17 protein-coding genes and 1 pseudogene are annotated in these 19,153 nt (G+C 60.9%); 10 read left to right on the top strand and 8 right to left on the bottom strand.

All coding sequences use genetic code 11. The annotated features are described in order from the left end of the window. Positions 1–6: 6 nt before the first annotated feature. The 3 genes from FB472_RS06265 to FB472_RS06255 are packed head-to-tail and all read right to left on the bottom strand — an operon-like array spanning position 7 to position 3,687. Entirely contained in the window at positions 7–1,053 is a 1,047-nt protein-coding gene (locus tag FB472_RS06265) for an ABC transporter permease (RefSeq protein ID WP_141990178.1), read from the bottom strand. Then, entirely contained in the window at positions 1,046–2,071 is a 1,026-nt protein-coding gene (locus FB472_RS06260) for an ABC transporter permease (protein WP_141990177.1), read from the bottom strand. Before FB472_RS06260 ends, FB472_RS06265 begins: the two co-directional genes overlap by 8 nt. After that, complete coding sequence (locus tag FB472_RS06255; protein ID WP_215730393.1) at positions 2,068–3,687, bottom strand: sugar ABC transporter ATP-binding protein; 1,620 nt, start codon at positions 3,685–3,687, stop codon at positions 2,068–2,070. Before FB472_RS06255 ends, FB472_RS06260 begins: the two co-directional genes overlap by 4 nt. Positions 3,688–3,951: 264 nt before the next feature. On the opposite strand from FB472_RS06255, the gene FB472_RS06250 reads away from it, so the two are divergent. Next, complete coding sequence (locus tag FB472_RS06250; protein WP_141990176.1) at positions 3,952–4,977, top strand: LacI family DNA-binding transcriptional regulator; 1,026 nt, start codon at positions 3,952–3,954, stop codon at positions 4,975–4,977. On the opposite strand, the gene FB472_RS06245 is transcribed toward FB472_RS06250, so the two are convergent. Further along, the gene (locus FB472_RS06245; RefSeq protein ID WP_141990175.1) at positions 4,974–5,891 is read right to left on the bottom strand and encodes a 2-hydroxyacid dehydrogenase; all 918 of its coding nucleotides are present in this window, start codon (positions 5,889–5,891) and stop codon (positions 4,974–4,976) included. The genes FB472_RS06250 and FB472_RS06245 overlap by 4 nt on opposite strands. 102 nt (positions 5,892–5,993) lie before the next feature. On the opposite strand from FB472_RS06245, the gene FB472_RS06240 reads away from it, so the two are divergent. Beyond that, entirely contained in the window at positions 5,994–8,564 is a 2,571-nt protein-coding gene (locus FB472_RS06240; RefSeq protein WP_170192034.1) for a helix-turn-helix transcriptional regulator, read from the top strand. 8 nt (positions 8,565–8,572) lie between these two features. On the opposite strand, the gene FB472_RS06235 is transcribed toward FB472_RS06240, so the two are convergent. Beyond that, complete coding sequence (locus FB472_RS06235) at positions 8,573–9,070, bottom strand: hypothetical protein (RefSeq protein ID WP_141990173.1); 498 nt, start codon at positions 9,068–9,070, stop codon at positions 8,573–8,575. 76 nt (positions 9,071–9,146) lie between these two features. Between FB472_RS06235 and FB472_RS06230 the strand changes: the two genes are divergently transcribed. Genes FB472_RS06230 through FB472_RS06220 form a run of 3 tightly spaced genes read left to right on the top strand, consistent with a single transcriptional unit; the run spans position 9,147 to position 11,679 of the window. Next, positions 9,147–9,587: a nitroreductase family deazaflavin-dependent oxidoreductase gene (locus FB472_RS06230; RefSeq protein ID WP_141990172.1), complete on the top strand. Its 441-nt coding sequence runs from the start codon at positions 9,147–9,149 to the stop codon at positions 9,585–9,587. Positions 9,588–9,629: 42 nt separating this feature from the next. Beyond that, positions 9,630–10,988 carry a TrkH family potassium uptake protein gene (locus FB472_RS06225; RefSeq protein WP_141990171.1) on the top strand — a complete coding sequence of 453 codons (1,359 nt, stop codon included), beginning with the start codon at positions 9,630–9,632 and terminating at the stop codon, positions 10,986–10,988. After that, complete coding sequence (locus FB472_RS06220; RefSeq protein ID WP_215730392.1) at positions 10,981–11,679, top strand: potassium channel family protein; 699 nt, start codon at positions 10,981–10,983, stop codon at positions 11,677–11,679. Before FB472_RS06225 ends, FB472_RS06220 begins: the two co-directional genes overlap by 8 nt. A gap of 10 nt (positions 11,680–11,689) precedes the next feature. Here FB472_RS06220 and FB472_RS06215 read toward each other — a convergent pair whose 3' ends face one another. Next, the gene (locus tag FB472_RS06215; protein WP_141990170.1) at positions 11,690–12,334 is read right to left on the bottom strand and encodes an alpha/beta hydrolase; all 645 of its coding nucleotides are present in this window, start codon (positions 12,332–12,334) and stop codon (positions 11,690–11,692) included. An 85-nt stretch (positions 12,335–12,419) separates the two neighbouring features. Between FB472_RS06215 and FB472_RS06210 the strand changes: the two are divergent. The 3 genes and pseudogenes from FB472_RS06210 (at position 12,420) to FB472_RS06200 (ending at position 15,877) form a co-directional block, all read left to right on the top strand. Continuing rightward, positions 12,420–14,106: pseudogene (locus tag FB472_RS06210) on the top strand (circularly permuted type 2 ATP-grasp protein). Beyond that, positions 14,100–15,032 (top strand): alpha-E domain-containing protein, encoded by a 933-nt coding sequence (locus tag FB472_RS06205; RefSeq protein ID WP_141990169.1) that lies wholly within the window; start codon positions 14,100–14,102, stop codon positions 15,030–15,032. Before FB472_RS06210 ends, FB472_RS06205 begins: the two are co-directional and overlap by 7 nt. Then, entirely contained in the window at positions 15,029–15,877 is an 849-nt protein-coding gene (locus FB472_RS06200; protein WP_141990168.1) for a transglutaminase family protein, read from the top strand. The genes FB472_RS06205 and FB472_RS06200 overlap by 4 nt, the downstream gene beginning before the upstream one ends. A 30-nt stretch (positions 15,878–15,907) precedes the next feature. On the opposite strand, the gene FB472_RS06195 is transcribed toward FB472_RS06200, so the two are convergent. Next, positions 15,908–17,245: an MFS transporter gene (locus FB472_RS06195; protein WP_141990167.1), complete on the bottom strand. Its 1,338-nt coding sequence runs from the start codon at positions 17,243–17,245 to the stop codon at positions 15,908–15,910. Continuing rightward, positions 17,242–17,658 carry a MarR family winged helix-turn-helix transcriptional regulator gene (locus FB472_RS06190; RefSeq protein ID WP_141990166.1) on the bottom strand — a complete coding sequence of 139 codons (417 nt, stop codon included), beginning with the start codon at positions 17,656–17,658 and terminating at the stop codon, positions 17,242–17,244. Before FB472_RS06190 ends, FB472_RS06195 begins: the two co-directional genes overlap by 4 nt. Positions 17,659–17,738: 80 nt before the next feature. Here FB472_RS06190 and FB472_RS06185 point away from each other — a divergent pair, with 80 nt between their 5' ends. Together FB472_RS06185 and FB472_RS06180 are read left to right on the top strand one after the other, a co-directional pair. After that, positions 17,739–18,665: an alpha/beta fold hydrolase gene (locus tag FB472_RS06185; RefSeq protein WP_141990165.1), complete on the top strand. Its 927-nt coding sequence runs from the start codon at positions 17,739–17,741 to the stop codon at positions 18,663–18,665. Continuing rightward, positions 18,665–19,126: an HIT family protein gene (locus FB472_RS06180; protein ID WP_141990164.1), complete on the top strand. Its 462-nt coding sequence runs from the start codon at positions 18,665–18,667 to the stop codon at positions 19,124–19,126. The genes FB472_RS06185 and FB472_RS06180 overlap by 1 nt, the downstream gene beginning before the upstream one ends. The last annotated feature ends 27 nt before the right edge of the window (positions 19,127–19,153 follow it).

The raw sequence follows: 19,153 nt of genomic DNA, 5'->3' as shown, positions 1-19,153 counted from the left end.
TGGTGCTTAGGCGCTGGTTTCTCCTGAGGCGCTCTGCCCCGGGACTTCTCGGTGTAACCGGTTCAACCGGATACGTTCTTTGCTCCAAGCGATAACGCTGGGGGCCACGACGGAAAGCACGAGCAGTCCGCCGGTGACGATAATGAGGGCCGTTTCGGGCACCTTCGCTAAACGAAGCGCGTAGGTGAGGGTGCCGATGAGGAGCACGCCGCCGACAACGCCGGGGATGTTGCCCTTACCTCCGAAGATGGAGACCCCACCCAGGAGCACAGCGGCGATAACACTGAGCTCAAGGCCAGTTCCGTTGTCGGGGCCGGCGCTTGCCAGACGCAGGGTAAGAAATATGCCAACCATCGAGGAGACAACGCCGGTGGCGACGAACATCCAAAACTTGGAGTGACCGACCCTGACCCCGACGAAGGTAGCCGCCTGCGGGCTGTAGCCGAGAGCGTAGAGGCCTCGACCGAATGGGGTGAAGTGAAGCAGTACTGCGAAGAAGGCAATCACGATGAGAACGAAGATCATCATGACCGGGATGCCGGTGTTACCAATCTTGGAGAGCACAAAGGCGTTGAGCGCTGGTGGGAAGTTTGTTACCTTCTGGTCGCCAATAACGACGAGTGCCAACCCGCGGTAGAGAGCGAGAGTTCCGATGGTGACGGCCAGCGATGGCAGGCCGAGCGTGGTGATCAGAAACCCATTGAAGGCTCCACACAGCACTCCGACGAGCAGTGAGAGGGCGATAACGCTTCCGATATCGAGCCCGCTATCGCGCCACAGTACGCCCATGGTGGCGCTGGTGAGCCCCGCTGTCGAGGCTACCGAAAGGTCAATCTCCCCCGAGACGATCACCAGCGCCATAGGCATGGCAATCAGCAGAATGGGAAGCACCTGAATGAGCAAGAAACCCACCGTGAGAGTGGATGCGAAGAAGTTCACCGAGACCATCGAAATAACGACGACGGAAATCAGGATGTAGAAGATGACCGCATCATGGCCGGTGAGGCGGCGGATCCATTGGCCGCGTGAGGTGCTTGTCACGGTCTCAGACATCTTTAGCCTCATCTACTCGCAGCTTGCGGGCTCTTCGCAGCGACACAACTCGGTCGATGATGATGGCGGCCAGAATGAGCACACCCACAATCGCCTGCTGCCAAAACTTGTCGACCCGTGTGGCCGTGAGGGCACCGGTGATGGTGGCGAGAAGAACGGCTCCAATAGCAGCGCCGGCGACAGTGCCCGATCCACCGAAGATCGCAACCCCTCCGACGACAACGGCGGCCACGACATCCAGCTCGATACCGGAGCCGGTGAGCGCGCCAACCGAGTTGTAGCGCGAGGTGTACAGCACGCCGGCAAGACCGGTGAGGGCACCGCAGGCGATGAAGGCGCTGAGTACACGACCGCCGACCGGGATGCCGAAGAGGCGAGCCGCCTCGGGGTCAGATCCGATTGCGTATAGATCGCGGCCGCTGCGCACGGAACTCATGAACATCGCGACCGCGATAGTGATGACGACGGCGATGATGGTGATGATGGGGATGCTGAGGAAGGTGTCCACCGAGAGATTGCCAAACTCCTTCGGATTGTCACCCGAAAAGTACTGCTTAGAACCGGCCCAGCTGGACAGTACGCCCCGGAATATGTACAGCGTTCCCAGTGTGATCACCAGTGCAGGAACCTTGGCAGAGGTGACCAGCATGCCGTTGATCGAGCCAAGAAGCCCGCCGAAGACCATCCCGATCACAAACACGAGAACGATGGGAATATTGGGGAAAATGTCGAAGACGGTGCCGGTGCCGAAGGCGACAAGACCCAGAATGGCACCGACCGACAGATCCACATTTCGGGTAATAATGACGAGTGCTTGTGCCACCGCAAGAATAACCACGATCGTCGCATTGAGCATCAGATCTTTGGAGCTTTGTGGCGAGAGGAAGCGGGGGTTGATGATGTACGTCACCACGATGAGCACAACAAGGGCGCTTGCTACGGGAATTTCGCGCGCAGTGAAGAAGCGCTTGAGGGCACTGCTTCTGCGCACGGCTGGTGCGTGGGTTATGGTGCTCACTTACCCGCCCCCAGTTCAGTGCTTAGTTCAGTGCCCAGTTCAGCGCTTAGTTCTTCGTCGGTCGGTTTTTGGTGGGATTCGTGTTGGCTGCCGGTGGCTGCCTGCATCACGAGTTCTGCGGTCGCATGCCCACGGTTGAGGGCGGCCGCGATGCGGCCCTCGTGCATGACGAGAATGCGGTCGGCCATGCCGAGCACTTCGGGCAGCTCTGACGAAATCATGAGGATGGCAATGCCGCGGCCCGCAAGGTCGGAGAGGATGCGGTGTACTTCAGCTTTGGTGCCGACGTCGATGCCCCTGGTCGGTTCGTCGACGATGAGTAGCTTGGGGTCAGTCGCCAGCCACTTGGCGAGCACTACCTTTTGTTGGTTGCCTCCGGAGAGCGTCGAGACGGCGAGGTCTTGTGAGCCTGTTTTCACTTGGAGGCGCTGCGACCACTTTTCTGCAGCCGCATGCTCCCGTCGGCCCGAGATGATCCCGAATCGGGCCAGTGAGCGTCGAAGGGTCAGGGTGACGTTTCGCGCCACAGAAAGATCGAGAACCAATCCTTGCTTACGTCGATCTTCGGGAACGAATCCGACTCCGGCGGCGATCGCGTCCTTGGGACTGTGGGGCTTGAGGGCTGCACCGTCGATATGCACGCTGCCGGAGTCGTAAGGGTCGATACCGAAGACGGCTCGTGCTACTTCGGTGCGTCCGGCCCCGACGAGGCCGGAGAGGGCAACAATTTCTCCGGCGCGGATCTCGAAGTCGATACCTCGGAAGGTGCCAGCGCTGTGCAGGCCCTCAACTTTCAGCACGACCTCTCCGACGGCGGCATCCTTTTTCGGGAATAGCTCTCCCAGTTCACGTCCAACCATCTCTGTGACGATCGCGGGCACGGTAACTTCGGCAGTGTTGTGCACTTGGATGTACCGTCCATCGCGCATCACGGTGATGCGGTCGGCGAGATCAAAGACCTCTTCGAAACGGTGCGAGATAAACAGGATGCCGGCGCCCTTGTCGCGCAGCGCGCGGGCGACAGTGAAGAGGCGCTCCACTTCGACTCCGGAGAGGGCCGCCGTTGGTTCGTCCATGACGAGCACGTTGGCGTCGAGCGAAATTGCTTTGGCAATTTCGATGATTTGTTGGTCGGCGATGGAGAGGCCATCGGCGATGCGATCGGGGTCGATAGGCACACCGAGGGTGGCAAAAAGTTCTGCGGCTAGTCGACGCATTTCTCCGCGGCTGATGAGACCCGCACGGCCTTTCGGCTGGCGGCCGATGAAGATGTTCTCTGCAACAGTGAGGTCGGGGAACAGTGTGGGCTCTTGGTAGATGACCGAGATTCCGGCCGCCTTGCTTTCGCTCACATTGCGAAAGTGGGCTGGCTTTCGTTCAATGAGAAACTCGCCGCCGTCGGGGGAGTGTACGCCGGCCAGGATCTTCACGAGAGTGGATTTGCCGGCACCGTTCTCTCCCACGAGCGCATGAATTTCGCCGGCAAGAATTTCGATAGTTCCCTCGGCAAGCGCGACGACGGGCCCGAATGTTTTGGATGCACCCCGGAGGCTGAGCGCGGGGACGCGGCCCGGCTGGGGGGCCGGTGTCGGTGCCGTTTCTGCTGCAGTCGCCATTGAACTGTGATGCCTCCGCGTTGAGTTGGTGCTGTCGTATCGCTAGCCGAGTGTCTGAACTTCTGCTCAGCCACGAATTGAAACGATAAAATCGGGTGTTTGTGAAGAATACGATGCAATATCCGGGTACGTCAAGTCCTCTAGAGCGTCGCTGGTGGCTAAACTTGACCTCGATAACTGAATCGTTACACTTTTGTCGTGGGCGAGAAATGTTCTCGCCCTAATAAGTAGCCCACTGTCGGGCTCAGAAATTCTGGTAGTGCTATGACAACGCCGAGTGTGCACGATGTGGCCAACAGTGCTGGCGTCTCTGTCGGCACCGTGTCGAATGTGCTCAACCACCCCCACAAAGTCTCCCCCTCCACGATTGAGCGGGTGCAGAAAGCGATCGAGAGCCTCGGGTTTATCCGCAACGATGCCGCCCGGCAGCTCCGTGTCGGCCACAGCCAGACCATTGGCCTCGTGGTGCTCGATGTGCGCAACCCCTTCTTCACCGACATCGCCCGCGGCGCGGAGGACAAGGCTGCCGAAGGCGGGCTTACCGTAACGCTCGGAAACAGCGATGAGAACAGCGAACGCGAAGCAAAATACCTCGACCTGTTCGAACAGCAGCGTGTGTTCGGCGTGCTCATTTCACCCTACGGTGACATCACAGACCGACTCGATTCCATGCGCAAGCGCGGCATCCCCGCCGTTCTTGTCGACCGCGAGAGCCCCAATTCCACTTTCAGTTCCGTTTCTGTCGACGACATCGTTGGCGGCAAACTCGCCGCGGATCACCTGCTCGATATCGGTCGACGCCGCATCGCGTTTATTGGCGGCCCCATGGCGATCCGCCAGGTCTCCGATCGACTCGCGGGCGCACGTCAGGCCGTCGATACTGTTCCGGGCGCACAAATCGAAGTCATCGAGATCGAGGGATTGAGTGTCATCGCGGGGCGCGCTGCGGGAGCCGAGATTGTCGCTCGTGTTCCGGCAGACCGCCCAGACGCAATCTTCGCCGCCAATGACCTTGTCGCGATGGGGGTTTTGCAAGCCCTCCTGATGAATGGCGGCACAGCCTTAGCCGTGCGAGTTCCCGAAGACATTGCTTTGATGGGCTACGACGACATCGACTTTGCCAGCGCCGCGGTTGTACCGCTCTCCTCAATCAGCCAACCGAGTGCGCATATGGGCCGCACTGCGGTCGAGATCCTGCTCGACGAAGCCGCCAACCCCGAAACGGACCGTCGCCAGGTGGTTTTTGCGCCCAAGCTGGTCATTCGGGCCTCGACGATATCCGCGAACTAGCGCGCCTCAATCACAACATGCGCAAGCGGTTCACCGGCCAGCAACCGCCGAGCCTGCTCCCGCACCACAGCATCCACGCGGCCGTGCATAGCGGAGGTATAGCCACCAATATGCGGAGTGATCGTGATTCCGCGGGTCGACCGCAGCGGGTGATCGCGAGGCAGCGGTTCGGGGTCGGTAACATCGAGCGCCGCGCGAACCTGACCCGCGGATGCCGCAGCAACGAGCGCGTCGGTGTGCACAACTTTGCCGCGCGAGACATTCACCAGCAGCGCCCCCGGTTTCATGGCGGCAAGGAATTCGGCATCCACGAGCCCGGTGGTGGCTTCCGTCAGGGGCACGGCGAGTGCGACGACATCGGCTTTCGCCAGTAGCGCGGGCAGAGCATCCATCGACTGGATGGCACCGCGGGCGTCGCTGCGGTTGGTGCGGGCGACGCGCACTACGTTCGCCTCAAATATGGCCAGTGCGTCGGCGATCTGATTGCCGACGCCGCCGGCCCCAACGATGACTATGGTGGTGCCGGCCACCCCCGGCTGTTCGTGCTGATTCCAGGTGCCGGTCTGTTGGTTCGCAAAGTGTTCGGGGAATCCGCGCTGTTCGGAGATGATCATTCCCACTGCCAGCTCAGCGGTGGAGGCTTCATGCACCCCGACTGCGTTGCAGTAGGTGATGGCGGTGGGCAACTGATCGGAGACGCCATCGTAGCCGAGCGATTGCGACTGCAGGGCTCTGACATCCATTCCCTCGTAGGCAGCGAGTTCGCAAGCTGACCCCAAGTACCCCAGCACAGCCAGATCAACTTGCTGCGGCGGGGGCCCATCGTTGGCGCCCCACACGATCAGGTTCACCTCGGGCAATTGCGCGGTGAGTCGGTCATGCATGTGTTGGTCGGGGAGGGCAATCGTGATCATGGTGCAAACCAGACTACCCAAGCACCGAACAACGCCCACCCACTAAGCTGTCGCCCAGAAGTACAGTGCCCAGAAGTACAGTGCCCGGGACGGAGGAAGCTCATGGCGCGTTGGCCGGTGTTGCCCCGGGAATCTGAGCGGGATGCCGTGCTCAGCATTCTTCGGGGCTCCCACTCACGCTCAGTGATGTTGCGCGGGCCGAGCGGTGTCGGCAAGACCACACTGGGCGCCCACATTTCACAGGCGCTACGAGCTGATGGCAGAACAGTGGTACCCGTTGTTGGCCTCGCGGAGCTTGCCGAGATTCCCCTCGGAGCTCTGGCTCCGGTGCTCGCTAGTGCCGGCCGGGTAGACCTCGAGAGCGTGAGCGACCGCGTTCAAGCCCTCGTTGCCGTCGTCGGCGAGAACCCGACAAAGTTTGTGCTCATAGTCGACGATGCACCCCTACTGGATGCCGTCTCCGCCGGCGTTCTCTACCAACTGGTGCGCGTCTTCGGTGTCACCGCCCTGCTCACCGCCCGCGATTCCCACGAAGTTTCGGGCCCTCTGGCGCGCCTGCTGCACGAGAACCTCATCGACATTGTCGACCTCGATGGTTTGAGCTTGGAACACAGCCAGTCGATCCTCCAACAGTATTTCGGCGGAAGCCTGCGCCCCGAGAGCCTGCGCGCACTGTTCGAGGCGAGCCGCGGCAACCCACTGATGCTGCGAGAACTCACTTTTGCGGCGGCGCGGGCCGGCGGCATCCACAGCGGCGATTTTGGTGTCGAGGTGTCGGTGGCGGCCCTGCCCAAACATGTGCGTGCAACCATCTCTGAGCGCCTGTTGCAGCTGAGCGACGACGAACGGCGACTCGCTCAACTGATTGCCATTGCGCAGCCCATTCCGCATGCCGCTATTCGAGGCGACGAAATGGATGTGCTGGCCCGCCTCACAACAGAGGGAGTCGTTGAAGACACTGGTGACGATTCCCTTCCGTCGGTGCGACTCGCGCACCCGCTGTTTGCCGAAGCTCTTGTCGTGGAACTTTCTCGTGCCGAGCGCACCGAAATCATTAGAGAGGTCGCTTCCCGGTTAACTCCAATGGGCGACCAGCAGTTGCGTTTCACAGCAACGGTGTTGCTGACATCGACGGATGCGACGATCACCAATGACGAACTGGATTGGGCCGCTAACTATGCGCATGCGGCAGGCGATCATACTGTCGCTGCAGCCTTGGCTGAACGTGCCCAGGTCGCCGCACGCCGTTTTGCGCCTGAGTTGGTGTTGGCCAGTGCGCTGTCGGCGCTCGCCGAATCCCAGCGCTCATCGCAGGTTTTTGAGTCAGTATTCGGGTTGGCCAGCGGCGACGAGCAGCGCGCGATTGCTCTCGTTCGCTGGGGTCAGCACGTGGTGTACCGGCTGGCCCAGCCCGCTCAGGCGGTTGAGCGTGTGACCGCCAAACTGGGTGAGTTGGATGCCCAGGCTCAGGCAGTGGTGCGCCCCGAGTTGGCCAAGTGGCAGCTCATCACCGGTGACGCCACAGTGTTGAGCGGCGTGGCTGATCCGGTGTCGGCTGACGGGGGACTTGCGGCAGTGAATGCCGGGTTGACAGCCGCGATGATTGCGACAATGTCGGGCAATCCCAACCAAGCGTTCCAGATCATTGGCCAGACTCGGCCGCTCACCGAAGCCTTCCGCTTCGAGGCGCCCTACGCCGACGCACTGCTTGACCTCTCGGAGTTCATCGCGCTGGTCGCCTCCGCTGACATTGCGCGTGCCGGCGACTTCGCGGCACAGCGCCGACTCGATCGTTTCGCTGATTCTGCCGGAGTCTGGTCGTACGCACTGGCGATCATTCGACTCCACGACGGCAAGCTCACCGAGGCGAGCGCGCTCGCAGCGCTGGCTGTTGACCAACTGAAGTGGCGCGACTTTACCGGCCTGCTCGGCACCGCAACCGCGCTTCACGCAACGATTGAGGCTCAGCGCGGCAACCCGAATATTGCCTACCGGCTCCTGTCTGAAATTGCCCCGGAGTATGCCGGCGACGCCAAAGTAATTCTGCAGCGCGCCGAATGTGAAGCGTTCCTCCTCGCGGCTGAGGGGCGGCCCGAAGATGGTGCCCACATGATTATTGCGGCGGTGACAGAAGGGATCAACCTCGGCCACTTCCTCCTCAGCGCCCTCACCCTCACCGTGGCACTGCGTCTCGACCAGGCGGCAGCCGCGCGCGAACAGTGTGACGTGCTCACGCAACTGTCGACATCGCCGCTGATTGCCCTCATCCGCGAATGGGGTGAGGCAGCAGCGGGTCGGGATGTTGTCCGGCTGTGTGAGCTGGCACCGTCGCTAGCATCGGCCGGTGTGGCTGCGCTCGCAGTCGATGGTTTACTCGCGGGTGCGCGCTCTGCCGCGAAGGCTGATCGGCGCGAGTTGGAGCGCAAAGCCACGCTCCTGGCACGCCGCCTCGCAGCCGATATGGATCATCGTCCGGCTGAGCGTGACGTCGAAGAACTCACCGAACGGGAGTGGACGATCGCACGGGCTGCTGCCGGCCGCAAACGCAGTCGCGAAATTGGCCAGCAGCTCGGCCTGTCAGTTCGAACCGTCGACAACCACCTTGCTCGTATTTATCGCAAGCTGGGGGTCACGGGGCGGGTCGAGTTGGAGCAGGTGCTCACTGAGCTGTAGTGCACTCCCTATCCACTTGTCTCAGTCTCGGTCGCGATCACACTGACGCTCGCAGTCCCGTCCTCGTTGATGCCCCAGGAGTACTGCACCGACCAGTTGTCTTTTTGCAGCCCGTAAGCGTAAGCGTCTTCGCCGAGTGAAATTTCAGAAACTAGTTCGTAGCCAGAGGAAACCAGATTCTCGTATCCCGCTTCGGCCTCGGCGAGCCCGGGCACAGTGACCATGGCGCTGAAACTGCCTCCCGCTGCCAGAGAGAAACCGATCTTGCCATCGGGAACAGGAACCTCAGACGGCCACGAATCGGGAAGCTTGCCACCCGTTCCGTCACCGTCGACGTCAATGTCGACCCCGGTCTGGCCCTCGATAACGTTCTCGACGGTGCCTTCAACGAGACCATTGGTGAGGTTTTCGAGCGGGTTGCCGAAGCATCCCGATAGTGACACGGTAAGACCTGCCGCGATAGCGACCGAAATTGCGCCTCTAAGCGCACGCTGTGATGTAAACATGCGCCCATTCAACCGCTGCGGGGGCGTCGCGCACCAGAGTAATAACTACCTATCTCGACCGGGGTAGCGTGGGGGTATGCCACTAACAGGAGAATACGAACCCAGCGCCTCAGAGTGGGCCCGCGAGCAGGCCGAAACCTTTGAAGCCAGCAACGGTCATGAAGGCAACCTCATGCGGGGGATGCCCGTCATTGTGCTCACCACGGTGGGGGCGAAGTCGGGCAAGCTGCGAAAGACCGCGCTCATGCGGGTGGAACACGACGGCAACTATGCGGTCGTCGCGTCTCTCGGTGGGGCACCGAAGCATCCGGTCTGGTATTTTAATATCGTCGCCCACCCCCACGTTGAACTGCACGACGTGGGTGCGAAGGGTGATTTTATGGCCCGCGAAGTCACCGGAGACGAGAAGGTGCTGTGGTGGGAACGCTCGGTTGCCGCGTACCCCGACTATGCGGATTATCAGGCGAAAACAGACCGAGAGATCCCGGTGTTTGTTCTGGAGCCACTGGGCACCTGAGGTAGTGCTCCACGCTCGCTCAAACAGGCGTAGTGTGTGCCGGTGCACAATATCGTCCGTGAGGCGGGTTCACAGCGAAAGCTAGTTCGACCAGCGCAACTCACCCTTCTCGGGTTTCTCATAACCATTGTTGCGGGAACAGTTCTGCTGTCGCTGCCGATTTCCCGCACCGGACCGGGTGCCGCCACCCTCCTCGAAGCCTTCTTCACCGCCGTGTCTGCGGTGTGTGTGACCGGTTTGGTCATCGTTGATACTCCCACCTACTGGACGGGCTTCGGCCAGATCGTAATCCTCGTTCTCATCCAGATCGGTGGGTTCGGGGTGATGACGTTCGCCTCAATTATCGGCATCGCGGTGGTGCGACGCCTGTCGCTGCGGTCCCGCATTACGACGGCCGCAGAGACCAAAGCGCAGGGATTCGGCAACGTGCGCGATCTTGTGCTCGGGGTGCTCAAAATCTCACTCGTGATCGAAGCCGCCGCTGCAGTCATCTTGTTCGTCTGGTTTATGGTGCGATACGGGAAGGGTGCCGGAGAGGCTGCCTGGTTAGCAATTTTTCACGCCGTATCAGCGTTCAACAACGCGGGATTTGGTCTCTTCAGCGACAGCATCATGTCCTTCGTCGACGACCCGGTCATCTCACTAACCCTGTGCGCGGCCATCATTCTTGGCGGTCTGGGATTTCCGGTGATCGTGCAGCTGCTTCGCTACGGCGGCAACCGTCTCAAGTGGAGCATGAACACCCGTATCGTTATCGCGGCAACCCCGTTGCTGCTGGTGTTTGGCACGCTGTACATCACCCTCATCGAGTGGAATAACCCGGCGACTCTCGGCCCACTCAACTGGCCGACCAAAATTCTGGCGGGATTCTTTCAGTCGGTGCAAACCCGAACCGCTGGTTTCAACAGCATCGATATTGGGGCAATGAGTGAAGCTTCCCAGTTCGGGATGACCGCCCTCATGTTTATCGGAGGCGGCCCCGCGGGCACTGCCGGTGGCATCAAAATCACCACGTTTGCGGTGCTGTTCTTCATTCTTGTGGCGGAGGTGCGCGGCGACGGCGTCGTGAACGTGTTCGGCAAGCGACTGTCGCGCGGGGTGCACCGTCAGGCGATCTCGGTCATTCTGTTGGCGGGGGCCGTCGTTGCGGCATCCACCGTGGCCCTCATGTTGCTCTCCGGGCTCCCGCTGGCTGCCGTGCTTTTTGAGACCGTTTCGGCGTTTGGAACGGTGGGGCTCTCGACGGGAATAACCGCCCAGCTTCCCCCACTCGGTCAACTTATTCTCACCCTACTCATGTTTGTGGGTCGACTCGGGCCCATTGTTTTTGCGTCAGCCCTCGCGCTCCGCGAACGCGCCGTGCTCTATGAACTTCCTAAAGAAAGGCCGATCATTGGCTAAATTGCGCATGTTCTCTCGTTCGGATGCCGCATCAGTGGCTGCCGCAGATTCGGTGGCGGTCATCGGGTTGGGGCGCTTCGGTCGCGCACTGGCCCTCGAGCTCATGGCCAATGGCACAGAAGTGCTGGGTATCGACGCTGATGAGTCGATCGTTCAGGAACTCAACGGGCATCTCACCCATGTGGTGTGTGCCGACTCCACGCGCGAGGAAGTGCTCAAACAATTGGCGGTACCCGAATTCGACCGTGTGGTGGTGTCAATCGGCAGCGATATTCAGGCGAGCATCCTCACTACCTCGCTGCTGTTGCGTTCTGACGTTGAGCACCTGTGGGCCAAAGCGGTCAACGACGCTCACGGCACAATCTTGGAACAGCTCGGTGTGCGACACGTGGTGTATCCGGAGAAAGAAATGGGGCGCCGGGTGGCCCACCTGGTGCGCGGTTCGATGCAGGATTACCTCGAAATCGGTGACGGGTTCTCCCTCGTAAAGATGGCACCACCGTTGGGTATCGTCGGCAAATCGTTGGGGGAGTCGCGCGTGCGTTCGACCGCTGGCGTCACCATCACTGCAGTTCGGCCGAAGGGTGGAACGTGGACCCACACGAGCGAGACGACTGTGATCGCTGCCAGCGACACCATTCTGGTCTCCGGGCCGACCGCTAAAGCGGAAGCCTTCAGCCTGCGACGGTAGACATTAGCTCTTAGCGCAGCGAGTTCAGCCACATCTCGCAGAGGGGCTGCCACGCCTCTGCCGAGCTTCCCTCGGCAAGGCCGAGCCCGTGTTCGCCGTCGGGGAAGACGTGAAGTTCATGGCGCACACCGGCGGCTGCAAGTGCGGCGGCGAGCGGGTAGGAGTGTTCGGCAACGGGTACCGGCTCGTCGGCGGCCGTATGCCAAATGAACATCGGTGGGGTTGCTGGGGTGACCAACAGTTCAAGGGAGGTGTCTTCGCGCAGCAGAGCGTTGGCATCCAGACCGATCAAATTTTCGCGAGAGCCCACATGCGTGGGGCTCGTCATGCTCACCACGGGGTAGCCGAGCACCACAAAATCGGGGCGCTCGTCAGGCTTCGCAATGGGCGCAACCGCGGCGTGACCGGCAAGATGACCACCCGCCGAGAACCCGAAAACACCCACCGTTGTTGCCCCGGCAGCACGCTCTTTCGCAATTTCAGACTGAATTGCCAGCAATGGGCCAGGATGTTTCGTGGCCACAGGGTATTCGACAACGCGAGCATTCCACCCGATCGAACGCAACCAGGCAGCAACGGGTTCGCCTTCGTGGGGTGCGAGATGGGAATACCCTCCGCCGGGAAGCACAAGGATGGTGGGGAGGGAGTGAGGCACCCCTCGAGTGTAAATTGTGTGCGCCGCTATGTCGCAATCGACCCACAGGTGAGCGAAAATCCGCAGAGACGAATAGTCTCGTTAGATGGCAGATTTGTTTGACGGATACACATCAAGCGCCTCCAAACGCACCGGACCGGCCGCGTGGGATGAGATGTTCTCTGCCGATAGCGAGATACGTCGCCCCTATCGAGAAATTCACGACGCGCTCGCTCAGATGACCCAAGAAGAGTTGCACGGGCGCACCGAAGCCCTGGCAGACAGCTACCTTGCTCAGGGCGTGACCTTCGACTTTGCCGGTGAAGAGAGGCCGTTCCCACTCGACCCGGTACCCCGCGTGATCGACCTTTCTGAATGGAAACAGGTCGAGACAGGCGTGAAGCAGCGGGTGCGCGCGCTCGAAGCATTCCTCGCAGATATCTACGGGCCACAGACTGCTATAAGAGACGGTGTGATCCCCGCCCGGATGATCACCTCATCCAGCCACTTTCATCGTCAAGCTGCCGGAATCGAACCGGCAAACGGTGTGCGAATTCAGGTCAGCGGTATCGACCTGATTCGTGACGAAGTGGGCGCGTGGCGGGTGCTCGAAGATAACGTTCGTGTGCCGAGCGGTGTGAGTTATGTGATCTCCAACCGTCGAGTGATGGCCCAAACGTTGCCCGAACTATTTGTCTCGATGCGCGTTCGCCCTGTTGGTGACTACCCGCATAAACTCCTGCAGGCCCTGCGAGCAAGCTCGCCCAGCGGCATCGAGGACCCCACTGTTGTTGTTCTCACCCCGGGTGTTTACAACTCTGCGTACTTCGAGCACACCCTGCTTGCCCGCCTCATGGGTGTCGAGCTTGTTGAAGGCCGGGACCTGTTCTGTTCCGGTGGCCGCGTGTGGATGCGCACCACCGCTGGCCCCACCCGCGTTGACGTGATTTACCGCCGCGTTGATGACGAATTCCTTGACTCCGCATCACTTCCACGCCGATTCCATGCTCGGCAGCCCCGGCATGATGCTTGCCGCACGACTGGGCAACGTCACGATCGCCAACGCGGTCGGCAACGGTGTTGCGGACGACAAACTCGTCTACACCTATCTGCCAGATCTCACCGAGTACTACCTCGGCGAAAAGGCGATCCTCCCCAACGTGCAAACGTGGAGACTTGAAGACCCGGGATCCCTCGAAGAAGTGCTCGACCGACTGGATGAGCTGGTCGTGAAACCCGTCGACGGATCAGGCGGTAAGGGTCTGGTGATTGGGCCAGCGGCATCCAAGGCTGAATTGGCCACGCTGAAGGAACAGTTGCGCAAAGATCCTCGTGGATGGATTGCGCAGCCTGTCGTGCAGCTGTCCACCATTCCGACGGTTGTTGACGATGGCATGCGACCGCGTCACGCTGACCTCCGCCCGTTCGCCGTCAATGACGGCAGCGATGTGTGGGTGCTGCCCGGTGGGCTCACCCGCGTTGCGTTGCCCGAGGGCCAACTTGTTGTCAACAGCTCCCAGGGCGGTGGCTCGAAAGATACCTGGGTTGTGGGTCGTGAAACCTCCCCCGAGGCGTCGAACCGGGTGCAAAACCTGGTCGAGTATCAGGCGGAGACCGAAGCCATCACTGTCATCACTCCCGAAATGTTGCTCGAGACGACCAAGCCTCACGCTCACGCCGAGGACCACGATAGTTCGCATGGTCGACGTCATACGCGACAAGAAGAGCAGCAACAGCAAGAGGAGCAGCAGCGAGAACAGGCTGCTGAAACCGAGGGAGGTTCATCATGCTGAGCCGCATTGCAGAATCGCTGTTCTGGATCGGACGCTACATTGAGCGTGCCGATGGAACCGCGCGCATCCTCGATGTGCACCTCCAATTGCTGCTCGAAGATCCGTGGATCGAAGAAGATGACGCGTGTCGTGCACTCTTGAGCGTGATGGGGAGCCAAGCCCCCGAAGACACCGAGCTTACTCGCGGCGATGTGCTCTCGATTCTGGCCGTCGACCGCTCCGAACCGGCCTCGATCGGCTACTCAATTGGTGCCGCCCGCGAGAATGCTCGCCGTGCACGCGAGATCGTCTCGACCGAGCTGTGGGAGTGCCTCAACACCACCCTGGCACGCATGCCGCGCCGCATTTCTGGTGACAAGGTCAGCGATTTCTTCGCCTGGGTTCGTGAGCGCAGCGCTCTGGCCGTTGGCATCATTGAGTCGGCGACGAGTCGCGATGAGGCGTGGCAGTTCTTCACGCTCGGTCGCAGCCTCGAACGCGCAGACATGACCGCTCGCCTGCTGGCAACGCGCAGCCTCACTGAAGCCAGTGGCCCGTCGTGGACCACGATTTTGCGGTCGTGTGGTGCCTACGAGCCGTACCTGCGCACCTACCGTGGTATGCCGAGCGCCAGCAATGCGGCAGAGTTCTTGCTGCTTGATCGCCTGTTTCCGCGCAGCATCCTATTTTCCGTTTCACGGGCAGAGGATTGCATGCGCGAACTTGAGCCGCGCCGAATGAACCGGGTCGGGGTTGCCGATCATTCGCAACGCCTGCTCGGCAAGATTCGCAGTGAGCTCGAGTACCGACCCATTGCCGAAATTTTGGATGATCTGCCGCTGCACATGGATCGCGTGCAGGCGGCCACCAGCGCCGCCTCCGAAGCGGTGCGTCAACGCTACTTCCCCACAAACGCAGCCCCTGAGTGGGTAGGAGAGATCTCATGAAGCGCTTGAGAATTAAACACTCCACCGGGTTCAGCTACGGCGGAGACGTCACAGCCTCCTACAACGAGGCGCGGATGCTGCCCGCCAGCGTCGAGAGTCAGCTGGTGCTGTTCTCTAATTTGGACATTCTGCCGCTCTCAAGTCAGAGCAACTATGTCGACTATTGGGGTTCACGCGTCGCCTCGTTCGAGGTGCTCACCGGGCACAAGGAACTTTCGCTGACGGCGACAAGTTTGGTTGAGGTGCACGAGCGTGAGCACGAATCGGGGGGCATGAGCTGGCCCGATCTTGCGGCGGCGGCAGAGTTGTCGATGCAGGCGGTAGAGAACCTGAGTCAGACCCGCCGCACGGAGCCTCCGGCGGAGGTTGTTGCGCTCGCGAAAGATATCGCCTCGCAGACCGATAATGCGTGTGAGGCGGCGCTACAGATTTCGATGGCAATTGGCAATGCGATTGAATACATGAGTGGTGTCACCGGGGTGCATTCGACGGCGGGTGAAGCCTGGGTGGGCGGCAAGGGTGTCTGTCAAGACATCGCCCACCTCGCTCTGGGGGCTCTGCGTTCGGTCGGAATTCCCGCACGCTACGTGTCTGGCTACTTGCATCCGAAACCGGATGCTGCCATCGGTGAGACTGTTACCGGCGAGTCCCACGCCTGGATCGAATGGTTCTGCGACGGTCAGTGGCGTGGCTATGACCCCACCAACCTGATCGATATTGGTGATCGGCACGTTTTGGTGGGTCGCGGTCGCGACTACAACGACGTGCCGCCGCTGCGGGGCGTCTACGCGGGGGCATTCAAGTCGACCCTGTTTGTGAGCGTAGAAATTACTCGCGAGGCCTAGTGTCTGCGGGCATCCACCCGTTTGTGCCGTCTAGCTGGTGCGGCGTGTGGTGCTCTCCACGATCGCGATCTCTTGGGTTGCGAGTTCGCGAGCTTCGAAGGGCGTGGGCTCGGGTGGGAAGCGCAGCCGCAGGCGAAAGCGACTTTCGGGAACGAGCCCGACCCGCATCCCGCGGCTGTATACAAGCCAGGTGATCGCGATTGCGGCGGCGAGCAGCCCCGAGAGTGCTCCAATGCCGAGCGCCCAGCGTGCGCCGAGTTCGTTGGCTGCCCAACCGACGATGGGGGCGCCGATCGGGGTGCCGCCGGCAAAAATTGCGAGATAGAGCGCCATTACTCGGCCCCGCATGATGGGGGTGGTTGAGGTCTGTACGTAGGCGTTGGCGGTGGTCATCATGGTGAGTGAAGAGACGCCGACGATGGTGAGGGCGGCTCCGAACGTCCAATAGCTGGGGGCGATGGCGGCGAGCACACAGGCCAGACCGAAGAACGCCGATCCGATCACGACGATACCGATGCGGGCGCGTTCCCGCCGGGCCGCCAGAAGGGAACCGACGATTGCCCCAACGGCCATCATTGAGGAGAGTAGACCAAACTCGGCCGCGCCCTTATCGAATTCGGCGGTCGCCATGGTGGAAATGAAGACGGGGAAGTTGAACCCGAAGGTTCCCACCAAAAAGACCATGACGAGCACGATGAGGATGTCGGGCCGGCGGCGCACGTAGCGCAACCCGTCCCGAATCTGCCCCTTTGCCCGCCCGAGCTTAACGACCGAAAACAGTTGGGAGCGGCGGATGAACCACAGGGACGCCAGCACCCCCGCAAAGGATGCCGCATTCACGAGAAACACGGGCCCGGAGCCGATCACGGCAACGAGAACGCCAGCGATGGCGGGGCCGATGAGTCGAGCGCTCTGGAAAGACATGGAGTTGAGGGCGACAGCGTTGGGGAGATCCTTGTCGCTCACCAGCTCAGAAACGAAAGCTTGCCGAGCTGGGGCATCAATTGCGGTAGCGATTCCCAGCAGGAGAGCAAAAACGTAGACATGCCACAGCTGCGCGTTGTCTGAAACGACGAGAATTCCGAGGCCGAGCGCGAGCACCATCTGGCTGAACTGGGTCCAGATCAACACTTTTCGACGATCAAAACGATCGGCGATAATGCCCGCAACCGGCATGAGCAGCAGCAGTGGGCCAAACTGCAGGGCCATCGTGAACCCGAGAGCCGCGGCATCATAATCGGTCAGCTCGGTGAGCACGATCCAGTCTTGGGCGGTGCGCTGCATCCACGCGCCCGTGTTGGAAACGATCGCACCGATGGTCCAGAGTCGGTAGTTGAAGATGCGCAGTGATCGAAACATGGCGCTCACGAATTGGCCAACTTCATCAGCACCGGAATAGCGGCCTGCAGCGCGTCTTGCTCGCTCGCGTTGAGGGTGGCGAGCTCAGCAGCAAACCACTCGGCGCGACGCTGCCGCGTTTTGTTCACGAGCTCGGTGCCGGCATCCGTGGCTTCGATAAGAACTTTGCGGCCGTCGTCGGGGGAACTGGAGCGGGTGATGAGCCCGTCGTCGCTGAGACAGTTGACGGTGCGATTCATTGAGGGCGGGGTGACGCGTTCGTGTTCGGCGAGGGCCGCGAGGGTGCTGCCGCCGTGGTGGGTGAGCACGTAGAGCACGGAGAGTTGGCTGTCGCTGAGGGTGTCGTCGAGGCGCTGTTGGCGGATACGACGTGCGATTCGCATGAGTGCGATTCTGAATTCATCGTCCAGCTTGTCTGCCATTTTCGTTAGTCTAGCAAATTAGTCTTGCTAACTAAAAAGCCCCTCCCGCCGCCGTACTATGGAGTAAGCAAGGAGGCCCAATGCCCAAGTTCACAGTGCCACGAACGGATCACTCCTACACGGATGCCCACGGAGTGACGATCCACTACTACGTGTGGCAGTCGCCCAAAGCTCACGCTGTGCTCCAGCTCACTCATGGGCTGGGCGATCACGCCCGCCGCTACGAGTACGCCGCTCAGGCACTCGCCGCTGCCGGATACACGGTCTACGCCGACGATCACCGCGGCCATGGGGCAACCGGTCTTGACCAATACGCTGGCGACACCAGCAAACTGGGCAAACTCGGCAAGGGCGGCCTGCGGGCCGCAACCGAGAACATCCGCGAACTCACAGCGATCATCCGGGCCGAAAACCCCGACCTGCCCCTGGCCCTCCTCGGCCACTCCTGGGGCTCGCTCATGGTGCAAGACGTGCTCAACACGCATGCGAAGGAGTATGAGGTGGCAATCCTCACCGGCACCGCCCACCGCACTTTTGCCCACATGAACAGCGGCAATCTCAATGCGAAACATAAGCACCTCGGCACGACCGGCTATGAATGGCTCAGCCGCGACCCCCAAGTTGCTGAAGACTTCATTGCCGATCCGCTCACGTTCTACGCTGACGCCCTCAAGCTGTTTGGTCCGATCGATGGGCTACGCCTGATGGGCCGGCCGGCCAAAAAATTGAAGCACGACATCCCGCTGCTGATCCTGATCGGGGAAGAGGATTCGCTCGGTGGCGAGACCAGCATTGAATGGCTCGCGGCCGACTATGCCACGCGCTCCAAACTCACCGACATTGAGGCAATCGTCTACCCGGGCGCCCGCCATGAGATCTTCAACGAGACCAACAAAGACGAAGTGATCGAAGACCTGATCGGCTGGCTGGATGTTCGGCTGAAGGCTGCACTCCCTAAGGCTGCACTCCCTAAGGCTGCAGCACCAAAGGCTGCACCGCATAAATAATGACGTCGATTTTTACCGAGATCCTGAACGGTCGCTCGCCGGGTCGCTTTGTGTGGGCGGATGACCGGGTTTTTGCCATTCTCACGATCGAACCCCGCAAGCCCAGCCACACGCTCGTCATTCCGCGCATCGAGGTTGATCGGTGGAGCGAGCTCGACGAAGAACTCGCGATGCACATCTTTCGGGTTGGCCGCCTGATCGGTCTGGCCCAGCGCGAGGAGTGGGACGCGGATCGGGTGGGTCTCATGTTTGAGGGGTACCGGGTTCCGCACGCCCACCTGCACGTGTGGCCATCCTGGAACGTCTTCGAATATAGCCACACGGGCATCGTTCGCGATCCGGGAACCAAGGCCCTAGACGAGGCATTTGTGCGTTTGCGAAACCGTATGATCGGCCACGGCCATGGCGAGTTTGTTCCTCCGCTCGACTGGTCAATTCCTTCGGCGGACACCGCGCATTAGGCTTGACGCAGCGCAACAAGACAGGGG

Source organism: Rhodoglobus vestalii (assembly GCF_006788895.1).
Taxonomy (GTDB): Bacteria; Actinomycetota; Actinomycetes; order Actinomycetales; family Microbacteriaceae; genus Rhodoglobus; species Rhodoglobus vestalii.
Note: the sequence above shows the minus strand (reverse complement) of the source record. Positions and strands in the feature narration are given on the sequence as shown.

Coding starts and splice junctions, on each gene's coding strand:
- FB472_RS06265 (WP_141990178.1), bottom strand. CDS start 1,053: ATGTCTGAGACCGTGACAAGCACCTCACGCGGCCAATGGATCCGCCGC.
- FB472_RS06255 (WP_215730393.1), bottom strand. CDS start 3,687: ATGGCGACTGCAGCAGAAACGGCACCGACACCGGCCCCCCAGCCGGGC.
- FB472_RS06250 (WP_141990176.1), top strand. CDS start 3,952: ATGACAACGCCGAGTGTGCACGATGTGGCCAACAGTGCTGGCGTCTCT.
- FB472_RS06245 (WP_141990175.1), bottom strand. CDS start 5,891: ATGATCACGATTGCCCTCCCCGACCAACACATGCATGACCGACTCACC.
- FB472_RS06240 (WP_170192034.1), top strand. CDS start 5,994: ATGGCGCGTTGGCCGGTGTTGCCCCGGGAATCTGAGCGGGATGCCGTG.
- FB472_RS06235 (WP_141990173.1), bottom strand. CDS start 9,070: ATGTTTACATCACAGCGTGCGCTTAGAGGCGCAATTTCGGTCGCTATC.
- FB472_RS06230 (WP_141990172.1), top strand. CDS start 9,147: ATGCCACTAACAGGAGAATACGAACCCAGCGCCTCAGAGTGGGCCCGC.
- FB472_RS06205 (WP_141990169.1), top strand. CDS start 14,100: ATGCTGAGCCGCATTGCAGAATCGCTGTTCTGGATCGGACGCTACATT.
- FB472_RS06200 (WP_141990168.1), top strand. CDS start 15,029: ATGAAGCGCTTGAGAATTAAACACTCCACCGGGTTCAGCTACGGCGGA.
- FB472_RS06190 (WP_141990166.1), bottom strand. CDS start 17,658: ATGGCAGACAAGCTGGACGATGAATTCAGAATCGCACTCATGCGAATC.
- FB472_RS06185 (WP_141990165.1), top strand. CDS start 17,739: ATGCCCAAGTTCACAGTGCCACGAACGGATCACTCCTACACGGATGCC.
- FB472_RS06180 (WP_141990164.1), top strand. CDS start 18,665: ATGACGTCGATTTTTACCGAGATCCTGAACGGTCGCTCGCCGGGTCGC.